This is a genomic window from Verrucomicrobiaceae bacterium (genome assembly GCA_016713035.1).
Classification (GTDB): domain Bacteria; phylum Verrucomicrobiota; class Verrucomicrobiia; order Verrucomicrobiales; family Verrucomicrobiaceae; genus Prosthecobacter.
Map to the genome: position 1 here is coordinate 75,575 of JADJPW010000003.1, position 26,006 is coordinate 101,580.

General features: G+C 59.1%; 22 protein-coding genes. 11 read left to right on the forward strand and 11 right to left on the reverse strand.

Going from position 1 to position 26,006, the window contains the following annotated elements:
- Positions 1–592: 592 nt before the first annotated feature.
- Positions 593–1,495 (reverse strand): DUF3800 domain-containing protein, encoded by a 903-nt coding sequence (locus tag IPK32_11545; protein MBK8092583.1) that lies wholly within the window; start codon positions 1,493–1,495, stop codon positions 593–595.
- 41 nt (positions 1,496–1,536) lie between these two features.
- The gene (locus IPK32_11550) at positions 1,537–1,881 is read right to left on the reverse strand and encodes a hypothetical protein (protein ID MBK8092584.1); all 345 of its coding nucleotides are present in this window, start codon (positions 1,879–1,881) and stop codon (positions 1,537–1,539) included.
- Between the two features lie 837 nt (positions 1,882–2,718).
- On the opposite strand from IPK32_11550, the gene IPK32_11555 reads away from it, so the two are divergent.
- Together IPK32_11555 and IPK32_11560 are read left to right on the forward strand one after the other, a co-directional pair.
- A complete protein-coding gene (locus IPK32_11555; protein ID MBK8092585.1) occupies positions 2,719–3,510 on the forward strand; it encodes a dienelactone hydrolase family protein in 792 nt (263 codons plus the stop codon).
- A gap of 5 nt (positions 3,511–3,515) precedes the next feature.
- On the forward strand, positions 3,516–4,400 hold the full coding sequence (locus IPK32_11560) for a hypothetical protein (protein MBK8092586.1): 885 nt from the start codon (positions 3,516–3,518) through the stop codon (positions 4,398–4,400).
- A 12-nt stretch (positions 4,401–4,412) separates the two neighbouring features.
- On the opposite strand, the gene ispD is transcribed toward IPK32_11560, so the two are convergent.
- Positions 4,413–5,069 (reverse strand): 2-C-methyl-D-erythritol 4-phosphate cytidylyltransferase, encoded by a 657-nt coding sequence (gene ispD / locus IPK32_11565; GenBank protein ID MBK8092587.1) that lies wholly within the window; start codon positions 5,067–5,069, stop codon positions 4,413–4,415.
- Positions 5,070–5,141: 72 nt separating this feature from the next.
- Positions 5,142–5,594 carry a GatB/YqeY domain-containing protein gene (locus tag IPK32_11570; GenBank protein MBK8092588.1) on the reverse strand — a complete coding sequence of 151 codons (453 nt, stop codon included), beginning with the start codon at positions 5,592–5,594 and terminating at the stop codon, positions 5,142–5,144.
- A gap of 179 nt (positions 5,595–5,773) precedes the next feature.
- On the opposite strand from IPK32_11570, the gene IPK32_11575 reads away from it, so the two are divergent.
- Both IPK32_11575 and hrpB read left to right on the forward strand, forming a co-directional pair.
- Positions 5,774–7,048, forward strand: coding sequence for a Gfo/Idh/MocA family oxidoreductase (locus tag IPK32_11575; protein ID MBK8092589.1), 1,275 nt, complete (start codon positions 5,774–5,776; stop codon positions 7,046–7,048).
- Between the two features lie 102 nt (positions 7,049–7,150).
- Positions 7,151–9,709, forward strand: a complete 2,559-nt coding sequence (gene hrpB, locus IPK32_11580) for an ATP-dependent helicase HrpB (protein MBK8092590.1) — start codon at positions 7,151–7,153, stop codon at positions 9,707–9,709.
- A gap of 26 nt (positions 9,710–9,735) precedes the next feature.
- On the opposite strand, the gene IPK32_11585 is transcribed toward hrpB, so the two are convergent.
- On the reverse strand, positions 9,736–10,221 hold the full coding sequence (locus IPK32_11585; protein ID MBK8092591.1) for a methylated-DNA--[protein]-cysteine S-methyltransferase: 486 nt from the start codon (positions 10,219–10,221) through the stop codon (positions 9,736–9,738).
- Between the two features lie 27 nt (positions 10,222–10,248).
- Entirely contained in the window at positions 10,249–12,639 is a 2,391-nt protein-coding gene (locus IPK32_11590; protein MBK8092592.1) for a heparinase II/III family protein, read from the reverse strand.
- Positions 12,640–12,940: 301 nt separating this feature from the next.
- Here IPK32_11590 and IPK32_11595 point away from each other — a divergent pair, with 301 nt between their 5' ends.
- Positions 12,941–13,768 carry a hypothetical protein gene (locus tag IPK32_11595; GenBank protein MBK8092593.1) on the forward strand — a complete coding sequence of 276 codons (828 nt, stop codon included), beginning with the start codon at positions 12,941–12,943 and terminating at the stop codon, positions 13,766–13,768.
- A gap of 284 nt (positions 13,769–14,052) precedes the next feature.
- Here the strand turns inward: IPK32_11595 and IPK32_11600 are convergent, their stop codons facing one another.
- A complete protein-coding gene (locus IPK32_11600; GenBank protein MBK8092594.1) occupies positions 14,053–15,369 on the reverse strand; it encodes an amidohydrolase in 1,317 nt (438 codons plus the stop codon).
- Positions 15,370–15,507: 138 nt separating this feature from the next.
- Between IPK32_11600 and eboE the strand changes: the two genes are divergently transcribed.
- Positions 15,508–16,680, forward strand: coding sequence for a metabolite traffic protein EboE (gene eboE / locus IPK32_11605; protein MBK8092595.1), 1,173 nt, complete (start codon positions 15,508–15,510; stop codon positions 16,678–16,680).
- A gap of 7 nt (positions 16,681–16,687) precedes the next feature.
- Here the strand turns inward: eboE and IPK32_11610 are convergent, their stop codons facing one another.
- Genes IPK32_11610 through IPK32_11620 form a run of 3 tightly spaced genes read right to left on the reverse strand, consistent with a single transcriptional unit; the run spans position 16,688 to position 18,662 of the window.
- On the reverse strand, positions 16,688–17,623 hold the full coding sequence (locus IPK32_11610) for a DUF3520 domain-containing protein (GenBank protein MBK8092596.1): 936 nt from the start codon (positions 17,621–17,623) through the stop codon (positions 16,688–16,690).
- Positions 17,584–18,114, reverse strand: coding sequence for a hypothetical protein (locus IPK32_11615; protein MBK8092597.1), 531 nt, complete (start codon positions 18,112–18,114; stop codon positions 17,584–17,586). Before IPK32_11615 ends, IPK32_11610 begins: the two co-directional genes overlap by 40 nt.
- On the reverse strand, positions 18,111–18,662 hold the full coding sequence (locus tag IPK32_11620) for a sigma-70 family RNA polymerase sigma factor (GenBank protein ID MBK8092598.1): 552 nt from the start codon (positions 18,660–18,662) through the stop codon (positions 18,111–18,113). The genes IPK32_11615 and IPK32_11620 overlap by 4 nt, the downstream gene beginning before the upstream one ends.
- Before the next feature lie 222 nt (positions 18,663–18,884).
- Here IPK32_11620 and IPK32_11625 point away from each other — a divergent pair, with 222 nt between their 5' ends.
- From IPK32_11625 to IPK32_11635, 3 genes are read left to right on the forward strand one after another with little or no spacing between them, the layout of a single operon-like run.
- Positions 18,885–20,180: a hypothetical protein gene (locus IPK32_11625; GenBank protein ID MBK8092599.1), complete on the forward strand. Its 1,296-nt coding sequence runs from the start codon at positions 18,885–18,887 to the stop codon at positions 20,178–20,180.
- A 24-nt stretch (positions 20,181–20,204) separates the two neighbouring features.
- Positions 20,205–21,317: a sensor histidine kinase gene (locus tag IPK32_11630; GenBank protein MBK8092600.1), complete on the forward strand. Its 1,113-nt coding sequence runs from the start codon at positions 20,205–20,207 to the stop codon at positions 21,315–21,317.
- Positions 21,318–21,348: 31 nt separating this feature from the next.
- A complete protein-coding gene (locus IPK32_11635; GenBank protein MBK8092601.1) occupies positions 21,349–22,029 on the forward strand; it encodes a response regulator transcription factor in 681 nt (226 codons plus the stop codon).
- Here the strand turns inward: IPK32_11635 and IPK32_11640 are convergent.
- The gene (locus IPK32_11640; GenBank protein MBK8092602.1) at positions 22,026–23,249 is read right to left on the reverse strand and encodes a transposase; all 1,224 of its coding nucleotides are present in this window, start codon (positions 23,247–23,249) and stop codon (positions 22,026–22,028) included. The two genes, IPK32_11635 and IPK32_11640, sit on opposite strands and share 4 nt — an antisense overlap.
- 208 nt (positions 23,250–23,457) lie before the next feature.
- Between IPK32_11640 and IPK32_11645 the strand changes: the two genes are divergently transcribed.
- Positions 23,458–24,564, forward strand: coding sequence for a PQQ-dependent sugar dehydrogenase (locus tag IPK32_11645; GenBank protein MBK8092603.1), 1,107 nt, complete (start codon positions 23,458–23,460; stop codon positions 24,562–24,564).
- 616 nt (positions 24,565–25,180) lie between these two features.
- A complete protein-coding gene (locus tag IPK32_11650; protein MBK8092604.1) occupies positions 25,181–25,978 on the forward strand; it encodes a hypothetical protein in 798 nt (265 codons plus the stop codon).
- Positions 25,979–26,006: the final 28 nt, after the last annotated feature.

The following is a 26,006-nucleotide window of genomic DNA, read 5'->3' on the forward strand; positions in this document are numbered from 1 at the left end:
TCTTGCTTTTCATCTGGTGCCTTATTCAGGGCCGTTGGCCGTTGGCCGTTGGCCGTTGGCCGTTGGCCGTTGGCCGTTGGCCGTTGGCCGTTGGACGTTGGATGTTGAATGTTGAGCGTTCGATGTTGAACGTTCCTTCCCCGACGTTGAAACCACGGATAGGACGGATGATGACGGATCAGTGGGAACATACCGTTTGAGCCTGATTCCTAGTTCTTGGTTGCTCCTGCTCCAACTCTTCATCTCCTACCTCTTATGCACCACAGGGATCACAGGGGAGCACAAAGTTCCAGTTTAGTGTCCTGTGTTCTTCATTCGTAATCCGGTCCTGAGGCCGCTAGGCGTTCGATATTCCTTCCATGAGTGCCACACCGCAAGAGTCCGCCATCATCAGGAAGAGCAGGAAGGTCAATTGCTCGACGTAGTCGCCATACGACAGGCCGTCATCACGCAGGATGCTGCAAGTAGTTCCAGAGCTTGGAGACGAGGGCAGCGGGGTTGGTCATGAAAATTGGGTTTGGCAATCGAGCGGAGAGTGGTTATTTACCGGCGGAGGCTTTGTGGGGCGTAAGCCCTGCATTGCCTTTGTTTTTTATGGGGTCCGTTCAGAGCGTGGACGCAGGTCGTCCAAATGAAACATGCCATAGACAGGCCACTCTTTGCTGTCCACGTCGCTGAAGCGGTTGCCGACGAAACGCATGCCAAACACGAGATCAGCGAGAGGTTTCAATTCTTCGCGTGCAGGCTTGTCCATCGAGTTCAGGCGGACCGCCCAGCTCACGCAGTAAGCCACCAGATCAGCGAGCTGGACAGCGGTGGTCAGGTCGCTATGCACGAAAAAGGGTTCGGGGACGATCCGGGCGCTGCGCTGATAGCCTGTCTGCGTTTCCAGGAAGTAGCGCCCCATCTGGCCGAGCAGGATTTTGCTTTGTGTCTTCTCCAGTTCATCAAAGACGATGAGTCCCATTTCGGACTCTGAGCTGGAACTTAAATGATGGAAGAAACGCTCAAAGAGAAAGGCATAATCGCGGCGCAGCACCGCCTTGTCAGCTGGTCGCGGGGCTTCGGGCGTCACCACAGCCGCAAAGACCTTCACACGGAATCTCACCATGAGACGCAGCACCGCTTCCACAAAAGCCAGCACCGCTTGTCCGTAAGCTACCAGCCCTCTAAAGCTCACCTTCGCCTGTCTTCCCTCTTGCTGGGCCTTCCATCCTTCGAGCACGAGTTCCCGCACGAGATTTCGGCGTTCTTCCACGGGAATCGTTTCCCCCTCTGACGCCAGACGGAAGGTTTTTCGCTTGAGCAGCTTTGTCCCTTTCAGCTCGATTCCGACTTCAGCCAGATGAACTCCGAAGTGTTCGATCTCTGCGCTGCGAATGGCTTGAATGAGGTTCCACAAATCCCGCTCCTGCACCGCCACAGCGGCGAGGACTTCATAGGGCGAGTTTTTGTGATCGTGACCGCTTTCGTCAATGAAGTAGAGCATAAGGATTGAAGCGTTGAGCGTTAGAGTTCCCCTGCGAAAGCTTTCTGCTAGATCGACTGCCGCAGGCGGGTGGCGCGTTGGAAGTTGGTGGTGACCACGGGTTCCAGTTTCTTCACCACGCTCAACCGCCGCTCCACTTCCGCTACGATGCGGGTTTGTTCGGCTGTATTGGCACACCATGAACCTAGTTGTTGGCAGAGGCTGAGCCCAACGGGCTTGCGGTTCACCAAGAAAAGATAGTCACAGCGGCCCGACTTCAGCGACACCTCCCGATGCGCGATGCCGAGGGAGGTGGAGAGATCGAAGGCCTTGGAGTCCTGAACGGCCCAGCTTGCCGGCACCAGCATGGCGTCGATGGTTTGGCGGGCTTGCTGTTCAGGGAAGGCGGCCATGCGGGAGTTTCCCTATCCAAGCAGGGGATGGCACGGATGGCAAGGCTTTGAGCCGGAGGGGGCGCAAGGGCCTCTAGAAGAGCGTCTGGGCGGTGTGGAGGCTCGGGAAAAAGAGCTGCCGGTGGGCTGGGGTGCAGGTCTCGGTGAGGGCAACGTCAGCTCACGGTGTGGGCAAAACGGGCGAATCTGTGGACAAAACGGGACGTTTTCCGGGCAAAACGGGCGGATCTGTGGGCAAAACGGGACGTTTCGTGGGCACGGTGAGATGACTTTATGGGCACCGTTAGCTGACTCCCTGAGCAGAGTGAGACGCCTCCCTGGGCACCGTCAGGTGACTCCCAGGACACCGTCAGGTGGCTCCCAGGGCAAAACGGGACGTTTAGTGGGCAAAATGGGCTACTTCGTCAGTTATTCAGGCTGTTTCAAATAGCCGACCGGCGGCGGTGTGGACAGAGAGAAGACAGCCCACTGCCAAGTGATCCGAATCAGAACTCTGTGCTCCTCTGTGACCTCCGTGGTGAAACCATCCGTTCATCCGTGGTAAAAAAGACGCTGAAGAATCGAGGACGAGTTCGAGAGCCGAGCGAAGCGAGACAGACTGCCGCAGGCAGCCCTAAGGGGAGCGAAGCGAATCAACGAGGACGAACCAAGAACATCTTCCCTCTGTGCTCCTCCGTGCCCTCTGTGGTTGATGTCTTCTGGCCTCCGGAAGGCGGAGGCGGATCAACGAAGAACCAAGAACTAAGCACTCCAAAACACCTCAGGCCCTCAATCCCACCCATCAGGGTGGGGAACATCTTGTCAGGCGAAGGGGCTCGTATTAAAATCGGGGCTGATATGAGACTGAATCGCCGCTTTTTCTTCTTCGCCGCCTTTTTTGCCCACCTTGCTGCTGCTTGGGCCGACATCCGTGAAACGGTGGTGGAGTATCCATCCGGCGGTGAGACCTGTGAGGGGCTCCACATCGTCGATGCGGCAAAAACGGGCAAACTGCCCTCCGTGTTGGTGATCCACCAATGGACGGGGGTGAGTGCTCATGAGAAGGAACGGGCTCACCAACTGGCAGAGATGGGATACAACGTCTTCGTGGCGGATGTGTATGGCAAAGGGGTGCGTCCGCAGCCGCCAGAGGCTGGCAAGGAGGCCGGAAAGTACCGCTCGGACCGCAAGCTCTTCCGGGAGCGACTCCTCGCCGCGCTGGAGCAGCTCCGCGCCACGCCACAGGCGGATCCAGCGCAGATCGCCGCCATCGGCTATTGTTTTGGTGGCACGGCGGTGATGGAGCTAGCTCGCTCGGGTGCGATGGTCAAAGGCGTGGTGAGCTTTCACGGTGGACTCGATTCACCCACACCTGCGGATGGTAAAAACATCAAAGGCAAGGTGCTGGCGCTGCATGGTGCGGAGGACCCCTTTGTCCCAGCGGCGAATCTGGCCGCCTGGGAGAGTGAGATGAAGGAGGCGGCGGTGGATTACAAGCTGGTGCAGTATCCCGGCGCGGTACATTCCTTCACCTTAAAATCTGCGGGTTACGACAACAACGCAGGCGCTGCCTACAACGAAGCGGCCGATAAAGCCTCCTGGGATGAGATGCGGCAGTTCTTTGACCGCATCTTTAAAAACCCAGGCTAATCGCCATGAGACGCTTTCCCCTCCTCGCTGCCTGCTTACTCGCCTGCGCTGTCCTGCGGGCAGAGTCCCCTGCGCCTCCAGCGGAAAAGAAGGCCGCGCTGACGGATTATGTGCGCTTCGAGTCCCACGAGGATGGCGACAGCCTGGAAACGGCGGTGGTGAGCTTCACCTCGCCCACGAAGGTGGTGGTCGATCTCGTCGGTGCGATCCACATCGCTGACAAAAGCTACTTCGATGCGCTGAACCTGCGCTTTCGCAGCTACGATGCGGTGCTTTACGAACTCGTCGGTAAGCCCATGGATCTGCGCGGCAAGCCGGGCGCAGAAAAGGAGGATGCCAGCTCTCTGGCCTGGGTGGGCCAGCTTCAGGCAGCGATGCGTGATGCGCTGGATCTGCACGGCCAGCTCGAAGGCATCGACTACCGCGCCAAGAACTTCATCCATGCCGATATGAGTCTGCCGCAGTTCCAAAAGACGCGTGAGGTGAAAAAGGAGAGCCTGCTGGGACTCTACTTCAAGCTCTGGCAGGCGCAGTCCGAGATGCAAAGCGAAACGGGTGATGATCCAGATGCGGCCAGCCTGGCGATGATGCTCCAGCTCCTGATGAATAAGGACAATCCCGTGGAGCTGAAGCGTGCCGTGGCAGGCCAGTTCGATCAAGTGGAGCGACTGATGGCCCGCATGGAGGCGGGGGATGGCACGGTGATCGTCGGTGAGCGCAATCGTGTGGCCTTTGAGGTCCTGGACAAACAGATCGCCGCTGGGAAGAAGCATCTCGCCATCTTTTACGGCGCTGCGCATCTCCAGGATATGGAAAAGCGCCTGCTGGAGCGTGGCTTCCAACGTGGCAAGACGGAATGGCTGCGTGCCTGGTGGCTGCCGTATGAGTGAGCCCTATCGGCCTCAGCCTAGAAAACGCTCCGCCGCCTGGATGTCGCCAGGCAGGGTGATCTTGGGATTGGGCTCTGGGTTCTCGATGACTCGCACCGCCTCTCCCAGATGCTGAATGGCGCTGACTTCATCGGTGACGAGCAGTCCGGCAGCCAACACGGCATCATAGGCACGGCGGATGAGACCGATCTGAAAGACCTGCGGCGTCTCCATGATCCAGACGCCCTCACGGTCGATGCTGTCGGTGATGCGCCCTGCGGCATCGGCCCGCTTCAGTGTCTCGGTGACGCGGCGGGCACAGGTGACAGCTCCGTGGATGCTAGCCGCCTCAATGCAGCGCTGAATCTGCGCCACGCTGATCAATGGCCGCGCTCCGTCATGGATGGCGACTAGTCCAGCCTGCGGCGAAACGGCATCCAGTCCTGCTTTGACCGAAAAATGCCGCTCTGAGCCACCGGAGACGATTTGCGTGAGCTTGGGCAGTCGCCAGCTCTCGGCGGCCTCACGCACCTCCTCGCTGGCGACGAGGATGATTTCGGCAATCGCATCGCAGCGGGCAAAAACGCCCAAAGTCCGCCGCAGCACGGGCTCTCCGCCCATCGGGGCGAGGAGCTTATTAAAGCCCATGCGCCGACTGCTGCCTGCGGCGACGATGATGGCGGAGGTCATGGTGTTTGATTCTCCCGATCACCATCCCATGCGAGCATGCAGATGGCATCCTGGAGAGGGCGGAGGTGGATGTTACGCGAGCCTTTTGCCGACTTCGGACGAGAGCGTCTTGCCATCGGCACGGCCAGCGCTGCGTTCCTGGAGCACCTTCATCACGGCACCCATTTCTTTTTTGGAAGTGGCTCCGAGCTCAGCGATCACGGACTCGACCAGCTTGGTGATGTCCTCGGCACTCATGGCGGCGGGCAGGTATTTCTCGAGCACGGCGAGCTCGGCCTTTTCTTTGTCCGCCAGATCCGCACGATTGGCACTCTCAAAGCTGGTGATGCTGTCCTGGCGCTTCTTGATCTCTTTGCGCACGACATTGAGCGCATCGGCCTCTGGTAGCTCGCCTTCGGCACCGAGTTTTTCGATGGCGACGTATTTGAGAGCAGACTTCAGCATCCGCACGGTCTCCAGGGTGACGGCGTCTTTGGCCTTCATGGCGGTTTTGATGTCTTCGGTGAGGCGGGCGTTAAAGCTCATGGGAAAGGGTGAGTGGTAGGGTGATGGTGGCGTGAGGTGAGTGCTTCCCATAGCAAATCCTTCGCTTTGGGCACAAGCGCAAACTGGCCCTACTTTCTCCCTTTCATACCATTTTCAGGCACGCTGGTATCACGCTCGCCCCTTGCTTCCCCTGCCCTGTCGGCTTGGATAGCAGCCCTATGGCAGAAAAAACGATCCAAATCGCCCTCGTCGGTGCCGGCATGTTCGGCGGAGATGTCCACTTGCGTGCTTACGCAGACCTACAGCGCTTCGGCATCGCCGGGCAGCTCGCTCGCGTGGGCCTGGATAAATACTCCCGTGACCTGGCTCCGGTGAAGTTTGACCTCGTGGCCGTCGCCACACGCTCAGAGGCCAGCGCCAAGAAGTCCGCCACCTTCTTCAAAGAGCTCACGGGGCATGAACCACGCTGCTTTCATGGTGATGAGCCCTGGAATGACATTTTGGCCGCCTTTCCCGACCTAGACGTGATGGCCGTCGCGACGCCTGACCATCTGCACACGCAGCCCATCCTCGCCGCATTGAAAAAGGGCGTCCATGTGCTCACCGAGAAGCCCATGTGTCTCAGCATCCAGGAGGCTGATGAAATCATCGACGCCGCAAAGGCGAAGAACCTCATCGTCGGTGTGGACATGCATAAGCGCTACGACCCAGATCATCTGCGCATCCGTGATGACATCCAGAACCGCATCGGAGCCCCGCTCTACGGCACCGCCTATTTAGAGGAGCCGCTGGAGGTCAGCACCAGCACCTTCAAGTGGGTGGAGAGCAGTGACCCCTTCAGCTACGTCGGCCCGCACTGGACCGATCTCATCTACAGCTACTACAAATCAAAGCCCGTCAGCCTCACCGCCGTAGGACAAAAAAAACGCCTCATTCGCGATGGCATCAATGCCTACGACGCCGTGCAGGTGCGGGTGGATTTCGACAACGGCATGAGCATCAATTTCCACAACAACTGGATCACGCCGGCGGACTTTGAAGGCCCGGTCAATCAAGGGCACGAAATCGTCGGTGCCGATGGCAAAGTGGAGAGCGATCAGCAATACCGCGGCTTCCGCTGGTGGAATGCCGGTGGTGGCTCACGCACGAGCAACAATCACTTCACCCGCGACGTCACCCGTGCAGACGGCTCCAAGGCCTACATCGGCTACGGCGTGGACAGCCTAACCGTGGCACTCGTCGCCGTCTCCAGGGTTAAATTCGCCAGCGAGAGCCGCGACAGCCTCGCGCATCTGTATCCGACGCCCGAGGAAGCACGCATCACCTGCGCCATCGTCGATGCCGCGGCCAAAGTGCGCGATTTGAACTTCCAATACCTCCATGAAGGCAAAGGAGCCCCCGTCACCGCCCGCTTCGGCGAGGATGGCATCACCATCATCGACCCGATGAACCGAGCGGACACCTTTCAGCGCATCTACACACGCCCCGTGTGAGTCCGAAATGGTTGAAGCCCCCGCTCTCACTGTGTATCGCACAGCCGCTCCTTTGATCGCGACTTCATGCTGAACAAGGGCCTGCGAGCACTCCACTAGCCGATGGCCGACCCACTTCCGATCTTCGAACTCCGCCAGACCTTCACCGCCGCTCTGCTCGATCCGGCGACGCCGAATCTGCTCATCAAAGCGCCCACCGGCAGCGGCAAGTCCACGCAGATCCCGCAGTTCGTGCTCGACAGCGGCCTCCTGCCGGATGGCAAACGCTGCGTCGTGCTCCAACCACGCCGCATCGCCGCACGCATGCTCGCCCAGCGTGTCGCTCGCGAGCGAAATGCCAAACTCGGTGGCGAAGTCGGCTACCAAGTGCGCTTTGAAAACGTCACCAGCCGCGAAACGAGGCTCACCTACGTCACCGAGGGCGTCATGCTCCGCATGCTGCTCGAAGACCCGCAGCTCGACCGCGTGGGCTGCATCTGCATCGACGAATTTCATGAGCGTCATCTCGATGGCGATCTCGTGCTCGCCTTTGCCCGCCGCCTTCAACGCACACGGCGACCCGATTTAAAAATCATCGTCATGTCCGCCACGCTGGTGCCAGGGCCGCTCGTTGATTTCATGCAGCCCAGCAAGCTGCTGGAGTCCGAAGGCCGCACCTTCCCCGTGGAGGTGCGCTACCAGGCCCCCGTGCCGCAAAAAAACGGCTACCCCGAGCCCGTGTGGGACCAAGCCGCCCGCGCCTGCGAAGAACTCGCCCTCTCACCCGGCTTCAGCGGCGACATGCTCGTCTTCATGCCCGGCGGGCACGAAATCCGCAAAACCATCGCCGCCATCCAAGGTCGTGCCTTTTCCCGTGGTCGCCGAGTCGTGCCGCTGCATGGCGAACTCACGCCGCAGGATCAAGACGCCGCCGTCACACCCGGCGAGCAGCCCAAAATCATCGTCAGCACCAACGTCGCCGAGACCTCCCTCACCATCGAAGGCGTCAAAGCCGTCATCGACGGCGGCACCGCCCGCATCGCCAACTACGATGCCCGTCGCGGCATCAACACGCTCACCGTGCAGAAAACCAGCCGAGCATCTGCCGAGCAACGTGCCGGCCGCGCCGGTCGTCTCGGCCCCGGCATCGCCGTGCGCCTCTGGACCCAGCGTGAGCACCTTCTGCGTGCCGAATGCGAACTGCCGGAAGTGCAGCGTCTTGATCTGAGTGAGGCGCTTTTGGCGCTGCGGGTGCTTTTTGACCCGACCGATCGGTCCGATTCGTCTGACCTCGAATGGTTCGAAGCTCCCGCTCCAGCCGCACTCGCTCGCGCCGAAGACCTCCTGCACGACCTCGGTGCCACGGATCAAAACGGCCGCATCACCGACCTCGGCCGCCAGATGGCCAAATTCCCGCTGCATCCGCGTTTTTCGCGCATGCTGCTCGCCGCCGCCGAGTTCGGCTGTTTGCGTGAGGCCGCTACCTGCGCCGCCATCGCCCAGGGGAGCGATATTTTGCTCGTCGGCAAAAACAACGCTTCACACACCAACGAGGAGTTTTGGGAAAATGGCGACCTCAGTGAGTTCCAAGCCCTGCTGCGTGCTTTCACGCGTGCGGAGGCCATGAACTTCGATCCCGATGCCTGCGCCCGCTATGGCGTTCATGCCATGGCCTCGCGTGAATCCGCACGCAGCGCCGATCAGTTCCTCCATCTCGCTAAACGGGCCGGACTGAGCATCAACGACCAAATCGCTGAGCCTGAAGCGCTCGCGAAAACACTGCTCGCCGCGTTCAGCGACCACCTCGGTGTCGAAACTAGCCCCGGCAGCCGCATTTACCGGCTCGCAGGCGGTTACACCGGCCATCTCGACAAAGCCGCACACATCAAAGCCCCGCGCCTACTCGTCGCCGCCGAGATCGTCGAAGTGCAGGGCAAAGCGCTCACCGTAAAGCTCAACAACGTCACCGCCATCGACGAAAACTGGCTGCGCGAGCTCTTCCCCGCCGATTTCACCACCGGACGCAGCGCCCGCTACGACAGCGTGAACCGCCGCGTCATGAACATGGAGGAGACACGCTTCCGCAGCCTCGTCCTCGCCAGCAAAGAACGCGGCGAGCCCGATGAAACCCAAGCCGCCTCATTGCTCGCTGCCGAAGTCATCGCTGGCCGCCTGGAACTCCCGCTTTGGAACGAAAAAGTCGAGCAATGGATCACCCGCGTGAACTGCCTCTCCAAGTGGATGCCCGAGCTCGAAATCCCGCCCATCAGTGAAGAAGACCGCCATCTCATCATCGAGCAACTCTGCCACGGCTGCACCACCTACCGCGCCCTCAAAGACCGCGAAGTCTTCCCCGCCCTGCACCAATGGCTCAGCCACTCGCAACGCGAGATGCTGGAAAAATACGCCCCCGAGCGCTACGCCCTCAAGAACGGCAAAACCGCCCGCATCGTCTATGACGAAAAGCAGCCCCCCGCCGTCAGCGCCGTGCTCCAGCACATGTACGACGTGAACGAAAACCCCAAAGTCGCCGCCGGTCGCATCAGCGTCACCGTTCACCTGCTCTCACCGGCACAGCGGCCGATTCAGACGACCGGCGACCTCGGTCGTTTCTGGCGTGAAGGCTATCCCGGCGTGAAAGCGCAGCTTCGTGGAAGGTATCCGAAGCACGAGTGGCGGTAGAGCTGCATTGTTGCACAGCAATGACGCTACTTTTGAGCCTCTAGGGCGAGAAGGTGCTTTTTGCGGTCTATTCCGCCTGCGTAGCCTGTTAGAGTTCCATCGCGACCGATGACGCGGTGACAGGGAATGAAGATGGAGAGCGGATTGCGCCCGACAGCGGCTCCGACGGCTCGCACGGCACGTGGAGAGCCGATTTCGACAGCGATGGCTGCGTAACTGGTCGTTTCGCCATACGGGATGGAGATCAGCGTATCCCAGACACGCCGCTGAAAGGATGTGCCGCTGCGAAAATCGACCGGGAGCCGTTTGCGCGGTTTTTTACCAGTGAAGTAGGCATCGAGCCAAGTCCGAGCAGCATCAAAAAGCGGCCCATCATCGCGGATCCAGCCTTCATGCTTCGGGGCAGGCTTGTGTCCTTCAAAGTAGAGTCCGCAGAGGCGACCACCCGTCATGCAAAGCGTGAGATCGCCGAGCGGCGATGCCTGCGTGGTGAAGTAAACGGGAGCAGGCATGATTGGTCTTGGAGTTCTCCGCACGACTCACTTTTTCTTTGCCCAGGTGGAGATGGCTGTGTGCGTGTGTGCTGGTGCTGTCTCAGCGGTGGTGAAGGTGATGCAGAGGCTGACGTTGCCTTTGGCCTCAGGGACGGTGGCTTTGAGGATCTTGACGTTTTCGCCTGCGAAGTCGGCGGTCTTGGCGCCGAGCTTGCGTCCCTGCTGTTCATCCGCAGGAGGCGGTGGCTCTTCAGAGGTGAACATGGCCTCCTTGGGCGAGACGATGGTGGCGAGGAGTTTTTGGCCTCCTTTGGTCATCGTCACGGTGTTGCCATTGACGACGAGTTCCGTGTCCTTGGTCTGCATGCTCCAAGTGAGCGGTTTGGTGTTTTTGACGGAGAGATCGTCCTGGATGACGAGATAGGGTGCCGCTCCACGCACGACCATGATGCCGCGATGGACGTCTTTGGCATCTTTGTCATAGGCCTTCGTCATGTCGATCACGGCGAAGCCAGCCTCAGGCGTGGATTGGGTGAAAAGGACACCTGCGCGGGCATCTAGCTCCTGATTACCACCTTCGAGCGTTAGGGTATTTTGGCCTTTGGTGCCTTCGAGGAAGAGTTCGTAGCGCTTGGTGCGATCCGCGCCAGGCTTTGCTTCGAATCCGGGTGCGCGATCATTTTCTGCGCCGAGATCCATGGCCCAGCGCACGCCCCCTGCGTCGAGGACGAAGGTGCCAATGTCGAGCTGGGAGTGGAGATCGCGATTGTCGCCGCCTTTGGCAGCGATGTAGAGGTCATCTTTGGTCCAGCCGCTCCGCACGGTAGCCGCGATGCCGCCGGGTGTGGCATACTCGGGGCTGTCTGGGGTGCCCTGGCCTGCGGCGTGCGGGTTGTAATAAATGAAGTGCCCTGCGTGGCCGAAGAAGGAAGAGCCGACACCCATTTTCGCCCCTGCCGTGATGGCCGGGATGCCGGGATTCCCATGCAGTCCGGCCAACCATGTCGCGACCCATGGACGCGGCGTGCCGCCCTGGACTCCATCGCCAAAGTTAAAGGGCTGACCACTGGGGCCATACAGATGCATGCGGGCAAAACCGAACTGTGGGATGCCTTCGAGCATGCTGAGGCCGAGGTCCTTGCCTGCGGCGCTGCGCAGGGACTGGATGACCATGGAGGCGTAATCCATCACGCAATCACCCGCGACCATGCCCTCTGGCCAGATGCCCGCAGGAGCAAAGCGCTGGATGCCTTCGCCAAAGACTTTCGCAGCGGCATTGGCAGAGATTTTTGCCATATCGGGGTCTTCATCGACGAATCCGATGGCATTGAGCAGCAGCGCGGAGGCGATGTGCATCTTCTCCATGTTCACGGGTGGTGGCTCTTCTTTATCGGCCTTCCCTTTGCCTTTGGCCGGGGCTTTGGCGGGAGCTTTTTTCTTTTCTTCCGTTTGTCCGGCGCTGGTGCCGAAGGCAGTCGGTGGCACGGGCTCTTCCTCAAGATGAGCGACCAGAGCATCGACACCTTTTTGGCGCAGGAAGGTGCGGATTTCAGCAGCTTGGGCGGCATTGTAGCCATCACGGAACCAGTCATAACCAAGGCTGACGGCGATGACCATGTCTGCGACTGCTACGGCCTCGGTGGGATGCCAGTCACGGAAATTCACTTTATCGCAAAGCAGCATCACCTCGCGTGCACCACGCTCTTTCCATTTCAAATCGCCATCGCCATAATGCAGTGCCGCGAGCAAGCCCATGCGGTAGATGGCCTTTGAGCCCTCACTGGTGGTGCCACGCACTTCACCATTGATGCGGTTGAGCTCGGGGTCTTTGAGCAAGTCCTCGCCAGAGGCTTTTAAATTATCCATCATCTTGGCGAGCACCGGATCCGCAGCGATTTGGTTTTTGATCGCGGCCCAGCCTGCGGCGTTTTGGATCAGGCGAGGTCGCACCTTTTGGATACCACCGAGGTAATCATTTGCCGCAGGAGCTTTGAATTTGGACACCGGCAGCACGGTGATCTGCGGGCGCGGCGGAGCGGGCTTGCTGGCTACGGCTGGTGCAGCGGGCGCTTTCCCTTTGCCTTTAGCCTTCGCAGGCTCAGGTGTCGGAGCGGGCGGCGTGCCAGCGGTGGTCGCTGCGGCAGGCGGAGTCGTGGCAGGCATCGTCACAGGTGCAGCCTGCATCGCGGCGTAGCGTGTTTTGGCATACTCGAAATCTGCCGGACTCAGGCTAGCGATGGGCACATCGAATTCTTTACCATCCTTCATTCGGATTTTCAGCGATCGCGTCGTAGCATCGACGGAGACGAGTGTGGCCTCAATTTGCTTCCCGGATGTATTCGTCCAGGTGCGGAATTCATCAGGGAGTTGTGCCAAAGAGAGTCCGGCAGTGAAAAGGGTAGCAAACAGGCAGGCGAGGCGTGCGTTCGGTTTCATGGCGTGGAGAGAAGTCGGAAACGGGTATGCAAAAGCGCTCTTATCATCGGTATGGTCAAGAGAGAAGATGACCAGCTTGCAGCAGACGGTGATCTGCCGCCAACGATGCCTCCAACCCGCAAAACGGTAAGGCGGCACCAAAATTGGCCCCATAGGCCCTATTCGGCCTATTCGGCCTATTCGAAGTGCTATGCCCTGTTCGCATGGTCTGTTTCTCTAATTTACGAGTTCGCCACGTTTTTACGAGGGCTGTTGATATGATGGTTATGTTAGTTATATTTTCCATAACTCGACCTCTGCCATGTCTCCTTCTGGTTTCCTCCTCCTTACTCGCCTAGCGCTTCGCACTGCTTTCGCTGCTCTGGCTTCCCTCTGCCTCCTCCTGCTCGTTCTGGCGGCGCCCTCTTCCTCACAGGCCCAAAACGGCTACTACGCCGCTGGCAACTACACCGCCGCTCAGACTCAGGCTGCTTATCAAGCCCAGCAACAGGCTTATGCCCAGAACCAGGCCGCTTGGGCTGCCTACCACCGCCAGCAGCAGGCTTATGCCCAGAACCAAGCCGCTTGGGCTGCTTACCATGCCCAGCAGGCCGCTGCGGGCCGTGCCCCTCGTCAGCAGCAGGCTGCTCCGCGTGCGGTCGCTGTGGCTCCACGCCAGGCGGCTCCCGCTCCTCGTGCCGCTGCGGCTCCACAGGCTGCTATCGGCGGTGGTGGCTCTTCCTCGATCCGGTTTGATGGTCGTTTTGCGTCACTCGCTTCCGGTGCTCCTGCGGCGGTGCAGCATGCGGTGTATGCGGCTAATAAGATTCAGAACAAGCCCTACCTGCGTGGCGGTGGCCATGCCAGCGTGGAAGACAGTGCTTATGATTGCAGTGGCAGCGTCAGCTATGTGCTGATCAAAGCGGGGCTGTTGCGTGCGCCTTTGGCCAGCGGTGCTTTCATGAACTATGGTGAAGCGGGTCAGGGCCGCTTCATCACGGTGTGGGTGAAGCCAGGGGAGCATGTGTTCATGACGATCTGCGGACTGCGCATGGACACCAGCGGTGGTAGCGTGGGCGAGGGCCCGAGATGGCGTGTGAAGAGCCGCAGCATGGCTGGCTTCGTTGCTCGTCATCCTGCTGGCCTTTAATTCTCACTTTTGTGACTCGATTCTCACTCTCGAAGCGAACGAACGAACCGGGAATGCGAATCAGAGGAGCGGGATCGGGGCAAAGCGGTGCCTGGGACGCGGAAAAGGGTGCGGAAGGTGCCGAAAAGGGCCTCAAAGCGGGCCAAAACAGCGATCACAGGCCAAAATGGACCGATGAGAATTGGGAGTCGCTCTCACGGTTGTGAGGCATGCTTGCCCATTTTTGCGAAGGATGGCCTAAAAGGTCGATTTTGGCCTCAAACCGTGGTTTTGTAAGCAGCGGCTTATTTGCGGAAAAGGCCGAGTACTGCGCTGGTCATGGCGCGGACGCCGGTTTCGATGCTGGGGGCTGGCACTGGCTGAAAGAGTGGGGAGTGCAGCGAGGGCAGCGATGTGGCTTTTTCCTTCGCTTGGAGGACGGCTCGCGGATCTTGGGTGCCGAGCCAGAACATGCAAAGGGGGACTTTTTCTTTGGTGAGGCCGTATTCGGCGAAGTCTTCTGCGCCCATGACGGGCTCGCGGGTGAGGACGTTGTCGGGGCCGATTTCGCTGCCGATGTAGCCGCGCACGGCGGTGCAAAGGGCGGGCTGGTTGTAGAGGGCGGGAGTTTGGTCATCGGAGACGATGACTTCGGGCATTTTGGCGGCGGGCATGCCGGCGGATTCTGCCTGGGCACGGACGATGCGCTTGATGGAGTCGATGAGGTGCTGGCGGGTTTCTGCTTTGTAGCTGCGGAGGGTGAGCTGGAGGCGGACTTCGTCGCTGATGATGTTGCTTTTGGTGCCGCCGTGGATGCTGCCGACGGTGACGACGGCGGGATCTCCGGGACGGACCTCGCGGCTGACGATGGTTTGTAAGGCGAGGACGATCTGTGCGGCGAGGACGATGGGGTCTTTGCTGAGGTGGGGCATGGAGCCATGACCGCCGACGCCTTTGACGATGATTTCGACCGTATCGACATTGGCGAGGGCGTAGCCTTCGACGATGCCGATGGTGCCGTGGGGCATGTCGGAGGCGCAGTGGAGGGCGATGGCTTTGTCTGGGCGTGGAAATTTCTCAAAGAGGCCCGCGCGGAGCATGAGGCGGGCTCCGAGCACGCGTTCTTCGGCGGGTTGACCAATCATGACGAGGGTGCCGCTCCAGCGGCGCTTCATTTTGGCCAAGACACGGGCGGTGCCGATGAAGGTGGCCATGTGGATGTCATGCCCGCAGGCGTGCATGACACCGACTTCGCGCCCGAGGTCGTCCTTGACGGTTTTTTTGCTGGCGTAGTCGGTGCCGGTCTGCTCGGTGACGGGGAGGGCATCGAGGTCGGTGCGAACGAGAATGACGGGGCCATCGCCATTTTTTAGGACGCCGACAAGGCCATGGCCGCCGACTTTTTCGGTCACTTGGAGTCCGGCGCTGCGGAGCTCGCTGGCGATGCGGGTGGAGGTTTCGACCTCGTGCATGGAGAGCTCTGGATTGGCGTGGAGCTCTTTGTAGAGGCTGATGAGGCTGGGGAGCTCTGCCTGGACCTGGGCGGAAAGCTCCTGGGCGAATGGGGTCGATGCGGGTGCGAGCAAGAGGAGAGCGGCGAGGGCTGGGGTGAGCGATTTCATGGCAGTAGGTGCAGTGGCTCAAACGGGGGTTCTGGTGCTTGATCTTGCCTCTTGCTCGGAATCTCTGGCCTCTGAGTGCAAAGGGTAATGGGAAGAGGAGTTGACGAGGGGCGGGCGGCGGCGCACGAAGGAGGTCTTATGCTTTTAAATCATGGCATCCATCTGGGTTACTGCACGAATATCCACCGCGGCGAGACGTGGGAGGAGACGTGGCGCGGGCTGCGTGAGCATACGCTGCGGGTGAAGGAGCGTGTGAGCGGGGGGAAGCCCTATGGCATCGGTCTGCGGCTGAGTGAGCAGGCGGCGCGGGAGCTAGCGGCTCCGGGGCGGCTGGATGAGTTCCGCGCCTGGCTGGATGCGAATGGTTGCTATGTTTTTACGATCAATGGTTTCCCCTACGGGGCTTTTCACGGCACGCGGGTGAAGGAGCAGGTGTTTAAGCCGGATTGGGCCAGTGGTGAGCGCTTGGAGTACACGAAGTTGCTTTTTGATCTGCTGGGAAAGCTGCTGCCACCGGGGGTGAGCGGGAGTGTGAGCACGCTACCGGCCTCGCATAAGACTTTTCATCCTGGGGCGGAGGAGCTGGAGGCGATTTTTCAGAATCTACGTCTGTGCCGCGAGCATATCGAGCGGGTGGCGGAGGCGAGTGGGCATGATTTGCACCTGGGGCTGGAGCCGGAGCCGCTAGGGCTGTTTGAGACGAGCGGGGAGACGCTGAAGTTCTTTGGGCTGTATCTTGATCGGCATCCGCAGGATCGGGATTTCTTCCGCTTTGTGGGTCTGAATTACGATACGTGCCATTTGGCGATCGAGTTCGAGGAGGCAAAGGCGGCGCTGGATCGTGTGACGGGTGCGGGTATCCGACTGAGTAAGCTGCATTTCAGCTCTGCGCTGAAGCTACGGCCGACGCCGGAGCTGATCGCGAAGCTGCGGGGCTTTGATGAGCCGGTGTATTTTCATCAAGTGATCGCGAGCTATGGTGAGGAGGAGCCGCTGCGGAGATTCAAGGATCTGCCGGATGCGCTTTCTTTTGCAGAGGCGAATCCTGGGATGCTAGGGGAGGAGTGGCGGGTGCATTTCCACATCCCGATCCATGCGCAGCCTGGGGGCGGTTTTGATAGCACGCGGGATCACCTGCTGGGGGCGATGGATTGGCTGGCGAAGCATCCGACGAAGTGCCAGCACATCGAGATGGAGACCTATACCTGGGAGGTGCTGCCGCAGGAGCTACGCAGTGGTGATGTGGTGGATCAACTGGTGCGTGAGTATGACTGGACGCTGGCGGAGATGCGCGGCCGCGGTCTCGCGTGAGTTTTTGTTATAAACCGAGGCCGATGGCGCGGCGGGTGTCCTCCAGCAGGCGGATGAAGCGTGTGCGCTCGTCGCTGGTGGCGGAGTTTTTCGCTCGGCGGGCGAGATCGAGCACGAGATCGTGATCGAGGTGGCCGACCTGCTCTGCGCCACGCATGAGGAGGCCGAAGCCGATGACGGCGGATTCAAAGACGAAGTCGTCGCGGGCGTTTTCGAGGGTGTAGCCACGATCGAGGACTTGGAGGCGGCTGCTGTCGAAGGGGCCGACGGCCTGGGTGGTGAAGCGTGCACCAAAGACGGAGACGCTGGCGATTTGGCGGCCTGTTTTGCTGTTGATGTCGCTTTTGCTGTTGGGCTGGAATTCGTACCAAATGATCTGGGTGCCTGCGCTGCTGAGGTCTGCGGCGGGGAGGTGACGCTCACTGAGGAGGCGGTATTGTTTTACGCTGAGGGGGTCAAAGGAGATGCTGACGGGATAGGAGGCGTTCTTGGCGGTGGTGACGGCGCTTTGATTGGAGGGGAGCTGGATGACGATGCGGAGGAGGCGGTGGTCTGGGTTCCAGGGGCAGGTGGCGATTTCGGATTTCCAGGAATGGATGAGTAGCTCGGGGGATTTGGTGACGGTGGAGGCGGTTTTGGCGTCTGTGAGGAGGGGGGCGGCGAGGGCGGTGGGATCTCGCGGCGGGCTGGGGGCCTTGATGAGTGCAGGGCGGAGACTGAATTGACCAGCAGGCTGCTTGGTGGTGCTGGCGAAGGTGCTGCTGGCTCCTGCGGGCGTGCTGAAGCCGAGTTCTGGCACGGTTGGGGCCTGAGGGGCAGGTTGGGTGATTTCAGGCTTCGCGGCGATGATGGGCTTGGTGGGCGATTGGGCTGCTGGAGGGGCTTTGGGGGCTGTTTCGGCGACTAAAACGGGTTTTGGGGCCGGATTGGCTGCTGGGGCCAAAATGGGCGTTGGGAGGGGTTTCGGTGTTTGGACGAGTTTGGGGTATTTTCGGCCTGGGGGGCTGTTTGGACTGGGGCGGGAGGATTCGCGGCAGCCTGAGGGGCGGCATCGGGCATGTTTTTGCCGAGGAAGAAGGCTGCTCCGGTGAGGGTGAGGACAGCGGCGGCTTTCATCATGCCGCCGAGGACGGTCCAGAGGACTCCGGGCTGTTTGCCACGTGAGGCGGGTGTGGTGGCGCGGCGGGGCATCATGGGCTGCACCATGCGCGGGAGATGGGCGGGGTGGAGGACGGCGTGACGCTGCTCGAGGGTGAGGCGTGAGGTGGGGATGGGGGCAGTGTGGCGCAGGGCATCGGTGACGGCTTCGATCTGCTCCATTTCATGGGCTGAGGGGCTGTCGTGCTGGAATTGCGCACGGACTTCATGGGCCTGGGGGCCGTCGAGTTCACCGAGGATGTAGGCGGTGAGATTGGGATTGTCGTGCGGGTTCATTTCGAGAGAGAGGGATGCGTTTCGGAGAGGTCTTGGCTCAGGATCTCGCGCAGTTTCTTGATGGCGTGATGCATGATGAAGCCGACGTTGCCGGTGGTGAGGCCGGTGATGTCGGCGATTTCCTGGTAGGAGCAGTCGTGGAGGAATTTGAGACGGATGATTTCGCGCTGGTTGGGGCGGAGCTGATCGACGCAGTGCCAGACGCCTTCGCATTGCTCACGCTGGATGGCACTTTGGCGAGGATCGGGCTCGTGGGAGGGCTCGGCTTCGAGGATGGCGTCTTCGCCAAGGTCGATGCGCTGTTCTTTACGGAGGATGTCGAGGGCGCGGTTCCGACAGACGGTGTAGAGCCAGGATTTGAGGTTGTCGCGGACTTTGGCGGGCTCGGTGAGGTAGAGGCGCAGCAGGGAGTCCTGCACGACGTCGCGCCCCCGGTCGATGTCTCCCCCGAGGATGCCAGCGGCGTAGGCGATGAGCTGCGTTTCATATTGGTCGAGTGCTCGACGCACCAAAACGGAGGCTTCATCCTGGTCGTGTTGGGCGGGCATGTGGTGTGTTCGGCGGGTGGAACGGGCTGGCGGGGTGGTAAATTAGGCTGTGGTGGTATTTTTAGCAAAGGATGCGGTGTTTTGAGCCGATCTGGGGAGCTGGGGTGGGTGATGTGGCGGAAAGAATGGCGGAAAAATGGAACTGCGTGATGATGGGGATGAGCAAAGTGAGTGCTGTCTCCGTCTGTGAGTGAGACTGCATAACTGAAACCCGAAACAGCCATGAATACCTCCCCTTCCCTACTTCTCCGCGTGCTGGTGCTGCCGTGCGTGCTGGCTTTTGCCTCGCTGAGTGTGGCGCAGGAGCCTGCGGGCCTGCTGGATGATCCTGTGAAGGCTGCTGCGGCTGCGGCGGGGATTTCCAGCCCGAATCAGAGTGGTCTGCTGCTGCCTGGCGTGTCGCTGGCAGAGGGTATCAGTGAGATCACTGGGGTAGCGGTGAGTCCGCTGCTGGGGGTGAGCGTGGTGGGTGCGTGGACATGGTGGCGCACGGAGGAGAGTCTGCGTGGGCGGCTGCCGTGGTATTGTGACCCACGTGTGTGGGGTGCTGGGCTGGGGCTGATCGCGCTGTGCCTGATGAAGGATGTGCTGGGGGCTTTTGTGCCTGCTTTGGCAAAGAAGCCACTGGACTGGGTGGAGCTATTTGAGAACAAGGCGAGTGCGCTGGTGGCTAGTGCGGGCTTTGTGCCACTGGTGGCGCTGGCGATGTCCCAAGTGGATCGTATTCAGCGTGATGCAGGCGCTGTGTCTGGGACGGCGATGCTGCCTGTGGCGTCGATGCTGGATGCAGGTGTGCATACGCCATGGATCAGCATCCCTGTGGCTGTGGCTGCCTTTGGTGTGGTGTGGCTGAGTTCGCACGCGATCAATGTGCTGATTGCTTTTTCGCCCTTTGGGCTGGTGGATACTGGACTGAAGCTGCTGAAGCTGGGCATTCTGGCGCTGGTGGCTGGTAGTGCGGCGCTGAGTCCGGTGCTGGGTGCTGCGGTGTCCCTAGTGCTGATCGCTATCGCGGTGCTGATGGCTGGCTGGTCGCTGCGTCTGGCTGTCTTTGGCATGCTGATGGGGCGTGATATGATCCTCGATCCCCATGCGGATAGAGAATCGATCAGGAGCGATGGAGCGAAGGGCTTCCTCGCACGACGTATCGACGGTGTGCCTGTGCGTACTCTGGGCCGTGTGGAGACAGATGAGCTGGGACGCACCCGCTTTAGCTGGCGGAGCTGGTTCTTCGGCATGCGCCGCAGTATCCCGCTGGAAGAGAGTGGATTGGTACTCTGCAAAGGGGTGGTGAGCCCTACTTTGGCCATGCGTGAGGAGGGGATGCGCCCTCGTGGGCTGGTGACGCTGCTGCCACGCTATTGCGGCTGCGAGGCTGCGCTGGCGGAGCAATTCGGCGTGCATGAGGTGCTGGACAATGCGCTGGTGCGTGGTTTTAAGGCCGCGAGGCAATGGGTAGGTGATGTGCTAGCCGAAGGGATGAGCCGCATGAATGAGTCGGTGGTGATGCGAGCCTGAGAAAAAGAGTGATTCGCAGCCAGAATGCGTCCAGAATGGGGCATGCAGCAAGTCGTCACCCCCACGATCCAACAACCTGCCGAGAGAGCAGGTGAGTGGCCGTGGACTAGGCTGGGGCAACGAATGACGCAGGCCATGCGGAGACAAAAGCCTGCTCTAGTGGCCTTTTGCACCGCACTGCTGACCGTAGCGATGGGGTGGCTCGATCACCAAACTACCTGGGAGGTGAGCTTATTCGTCTTTTACGCTGTGCCGGTAATCATCGCTGTCTGGTGGGCGGGGTCTGCGGCTGGCATTTTCATCACCATCCTCAGCGGGGTCATCTGGTGGCTGGCGAATCTGGAGACGCATCCTTATGAAACGATGCTGGGATATCTTTGGGCCACCCTGAGTCGAGTCGTCTTTTTTGCCGTCGTGGGCTACGCCGCCACCTCCGTGCGCAACAAACAGGAAGCTGATGCCGCACGCATCCAGGCACTGGAGGAGCGCCGCCAACTGGAGGCAGACATCGTCGCCGTCAGTGAACATGAGCAGCAGCGCATCGGGCAGGATCTGCATGATGGTCTCTGTCAACACCTCGCGGCCATCGGCCTAGCAGCTCGCTCACTTGCCGATGATCTGCGCACCCAACATCTCACGTCTGCCCAGGATGCAGAATTGATCCAGCAGTCCATCTATGAAGCCGTGCGTGAAGCACGAGGCATGGCACGCGGTATTTTCCCCGTGCATGTGGATCATCACGGACTGGCCGTAGCCCTCAGTGATTTAGCGGCAAACACGACACGACTTACCGGCATCCAAATCGAAGTGACCGAGGAGGGAGAAACTCAAATCTCTCCACCCGAGGCCGCCATGCACCTCTACCGAATCGCCCAAGAAGCAGTGGCCAACGCCGTTCGACATGGCGGCGCACAAGAAGTCAAAATACACCTCCAAGGCGAGCCCGGATTCATTTTGTTGGATGTAGTGGACAACGGCAAAGGTATTCAAATCGATCAACAGTCTGGCCCACAACAGGGCATGGGATTGCGCACCATGCGCTATCGGGCGCAAATGATGGGAGCAGCTTTTCAGATCAATAATCTCCCCACAAGAGGAACTCATATCCGCTGCGCAGTGCCAGTGACGCGGGTATAACCATCACCCATCACTATACTACACTCCTCCCATGACGACGCCATCATCTCACCCCTCCCACAGAATCCTTCTTGTGGAGGATCACCCCATGTTTCGCGAGCACCTCGGCCAAATCCTCAAAAAGGAACTCGGAGTGACCATCTGCGGAGAAGCCGATAATGTGAAAGATGCCTGGGCACTCATCGAATCGCAAAAACCCGACATCGCCATCGTGGACATCACGCTGCGTGGTGGAGCCAGTGGGCTCGAGCTCCTCAAAGAAATCAAAGCGCACGATCTCAATACTGCCGTACTCATCCTCTCCATGCACGATGAAGATCTTTACGCCGAGAGAGCGTTGCGAGCTGGAGCCAGAGGCTACATCACTAAAAATGAAGCCTCCTCAGAGGTCGTCAATGCCGTGCGTCGCGTCCTCCAAGGCGAGGTTTATGCCAGTCAACACGTCACCTCACGCATGCTCCAGCGAGTCACCGCCTCCAACAGACGTCACGGCACAGAACTCTCAGGTCTCGAAACCCTCGCGGATCGTGAATTGGAGGTGTTTCAAATGCTAGGCCAAGGCAAAAGCACCAAAGAAATCGCACAAGCCATCCACCTCGGTGAATCTACCATCGAAACCTACCGCGCTCGAATCAAAGACAAGCTCCAGCTTCGCAGCGCAGCGGAGCTCTATCTCCGCGCTGGTCAGTGGGTGCGCGATCACGGAGCTTAAGCCACCGCCCCCTCATTCCCCTTCCCCAGAGTGCGAAGGGAATATAGCGGCGACTCGACATGGGGAATACGCCTCGGGCCAACAACTCGCCGGGGGCTAAACATCCCCCGAAAATCCTCGAACACACGCTGCACAAACTCTCTGCCCCCAAGCGCGGCCCCATCGCTAAAATAGCGAACTCGCTGCGCCACAAGCTCACGCAGACTCAATCTTCCACCATCCCGATGAACCTGCTCAGCCAACCTCCTCGGCACACCTTTGCGGATGACTTTATCCTTTGAATCACGCACCTCAACGCCGCCATCAAATAACAGATCACGATACCTCTCCCGCACAGAGTATCGTTCCCATCCATCCTCTACCTCTCCCATTGCCCTGCATATGCCAGAGCGCATCATCGGATCTCCAGCCAAGGCTTCTGCATAACCACACCAGCGATACTCCTTTGGATCAGACGTGATGCCCGCACGCACAGGATTTAAATCGATATAGGCGGCCACAGCACGGAGTGCATCCCCCTTCCCCTCGACCAAGACACTCCTAAAGCGATCCATCCAAAGCGTGCCTTTTCGCTTGTGGCGCTTATTATACCATCGGCTGAAGCGTTCCTTCACCTCCTTCATGAAAGTCGGCAGATCACAGAAACGCCGAAGGATGCTAGCGAGCTTACTGTCTGCCATTTTTTCAAATCCACGTCCGCGCCAATCAGCAAGCTCTGACTTCAACTGATCCACGTAGCTCTTGCTATAAAGAATCCGCAGATGGCGCATCAATCGCTGCTCTCCCTCCGAGCCCGAAAAGCGTCCCACCCATGAATTTTGCTCGGGCACCTCCGCCAGCACATGGAAGTGGTTTTTCATCACACAATAAGTCAGCACTCGCACCCCAGAAAACTCCGCTAGGCGAAGGAGAATCTTCCGTAGAGCCTCCTTCTCTACCGCATCAAAATGAACAGCCCCTCCGCAAGTGCGAGACATCACATGATAGCAATGTGATCGAAACCCACCGCCCCCAAGCACCCGCCTTCTACGGCCTTTCCAACCCGTATCGTAGGGATAAAGAGAAGTCTTCGCCTCCACCCATTTGAGGCCATTTTGATCCAGATCAGCAGTGGGCAGCGCATGGGCTCCACCCTGCTCAGGATCAGGAAGACGACGATTTGCATGATTCAGCTCCCTTTCAGATAAAGGCGGGGTTTCGGGCAGAGAGTGCGCATTCATAGCTGGGGATTGTGTACGAAAGCACGTGTGACCGCAACAATATATTGCCATGCATTATATTTGATCGTAAAACCTGCAAGACCACGGCGCGATGGGCTTTCTATGCGGCCTTATGCCTTTTATGCGCTCTCTCCCTCTCTTGGCTCTTTCTGTTGCCTTATCCGCTTTGCTCACTGGTGCTGCTTTTGGCGCAGATTCTCACAAGTTAGTGCGCGTTTACGAGAAACTAACTACCGAGCGTCCCATTGCTGTGGTGAGCCCACCTGATGGGACACAAAGGCTGTTTTTGGCCCTTCAGCGTGGACAGGTTTTGATCCTCCCAAAGGATGAAGCAGCTAGCGAAGCGCCAACTTTCCTTGATCTGAGTCCTAGAGGCATGGAAGCGAAGGATGGTCTATTTGAAGAAGGACTCAATGGCCTTGCCTTTCACCCGAGCTTCAAAGACAACGGCCTTTTCTACCTGTGCTATACGATGCAGAAACCAAAACGCCTTGTGGTTTCAGAGATGAAGGCAGTTGGTGATAAAGCTGACGAGAAAAGTGAGCGTGTGCTTTTGGAGGTGCCTCTGGTGAACTGGAATCATCACGGTGGTAATATCCTCCTCGGACCAGATGGTTTTCTATATATTGGGGTCGGTGACACCTCGAAGCGGAATGGCGAGCTCAAGATGTCTCAGCTCAATGCCGTGCTTGTGGGGAAGATCCTTCGTATTGACGTCAATAGCCGCGAGTATCACGGCGCATACGGCATCCCTGCTGATAATCCGTATGCCAGTGGCGTGAACGCGCTCCCGCAGATTTTTGCCAATGGGATTCGTAATCCATGGGGGCTCAGTTTCGATGCCCATGGCCATCTATGGTGTGCAGATGTCGGTCAGGATCTGTGGGAGGAGATCAATTGGCTTACGCTAGGCGGGAACTATGGTTGGCAGTATCGCGAAGGTTCAGCGGCATTCTCACTCAATACGGACACTCCACCGGCGGATGCCAAGCTGATTGATCCAGTGTTTGCCTACAATCATGGCGAAGGTTTGAGCATCACAGGTGGTTTTGTTTACAGTGGTAAAGCGCTTCCCGAGTTGTCAGGGGCGTATGTTTATGGCGACTTCGTGCTGGGCAAAGTCTGGGCTCTCAAAGTGGACTCTTCAGGGAAAGTGATGAGCAATGATCTCCTCTTTACCAGCCCCCAGACTCCTGCGGATAATCCGAAGCAGAAGCCAGCCGTGCTCATCAAGCCGACAGCGTTCTGCGCGGATGCAGCCGGCGAGGTGCTCGTCTTGGACTGGAATGGCGCGATCTATCGGCTCAGTAAATGAGTGTCTGACCATGCAGTGCTAGCGGGGTCTGGAATCAACTTACAGCCAATAAGCCCCAGCTAAAATGCCCACTGTAAGTCGCCTCATCATCCTAATCATCAGTGCCGTGCTTTATGCATGGTCTTTTCCACCCGTGGGGTGGCGGCAACTTGTCTTATTGGGTGTGGCTGGCCTTATCGTGAGTGTGCGAGGCTGCACTCCGGGACAGGCCTTTCGCTGGGGCATGCTCTGGGGGCTTGCGGCGTTTGCCACAGGTCTCTCTTGGCTAATGCAGCTTTTCAATGTGTTCGCTGTGGTTCTATGGCTGATTTTGGCCCTATTCCCTGCCCTATTTGCACTATGGATCTCGTGGGCTGCGAGACGGCTCCTCTCTGGCTGGCAGATGGCAGGTTTCATTGCCTTTGCATGGACGGGGATCGAATTCATCCGCTGTGAATTGATGCCACTGCGTTTTCCTTGGATGAGTGTGGGGCTGGCTCTGGAGCCTTGGCCACTGGTATCCTGGATTGGCGTGTATGGCTTGGGGCTTGCCACTATAGCTTTGATCGCCGCACTCCTTTATCGTGCTTGGTTGTGTGCGTTATCCATTTTGGCTTGCTGCGTTTTCGCATGGTTTATGGAGCCAGAAGACTTTCTCCAGCCAAACATCGCCATCACCGCGATCCAAGCCGAAACGGCCCCTCTGAGTGAATACCTCGCGCTATCCCAAAATGCGCCTCCAGGAACCCAGATGATCCTTTGGCCAGAATATGCTGTCCCGAAGGATGTGCGCGTTTCGAGCGATTTGGCGAAAATCCATGCCTTCGCGGCGCAGGAGAACTGTCTGATGATTTTTGGCACTCAGACTGGGCTGGGGGGAGCGAAGTGGCAAAATACCGCCCTCACCATCGATGGCAGCTCAGTTCTCGGTGAACACGGCAAGGTGCATACCGTTCATTTTTTCGATGATGGTGAGCATGGGCCTACGGCAAAAGCCATCGAGACGCCTTTGGGGAAAATTGGCACGCCCATCTGCTTCGATTGCGATTTCCAGGATGTGGTTCGCCACATGGTGCTGGATGGAGCGACATTTTTTGCAGTGCCATCCATGGATGCGGCACACTGGAGCGCAAAACAGCACATTCAGCACGCCCAGCTCTTTCGACTGCGTGCAGCGGAAAATCGGCGTGATTTTGCGATCGCTGCGTCATCAGGAGTATCCCAGATGATTCATGCCAACAGCGCTACGCATCAGCAATTAGCCGCCATGCAGAAGGGCGTACTGCATGGCAAGCTCACCGCCCGCTCATCCATCACATTTTTCACCCGATGGGGTTGGCTTACGCCGTGGCTAGCGCTCCTAGTTTCTTGCATGTGGACAATGCGCCTGATGATGAGGTCAAGTCTGGCCCATCGCCCTGCTGTTAGTAGGTAACATGGCGGGAGACTCTGCGGCACGTCAT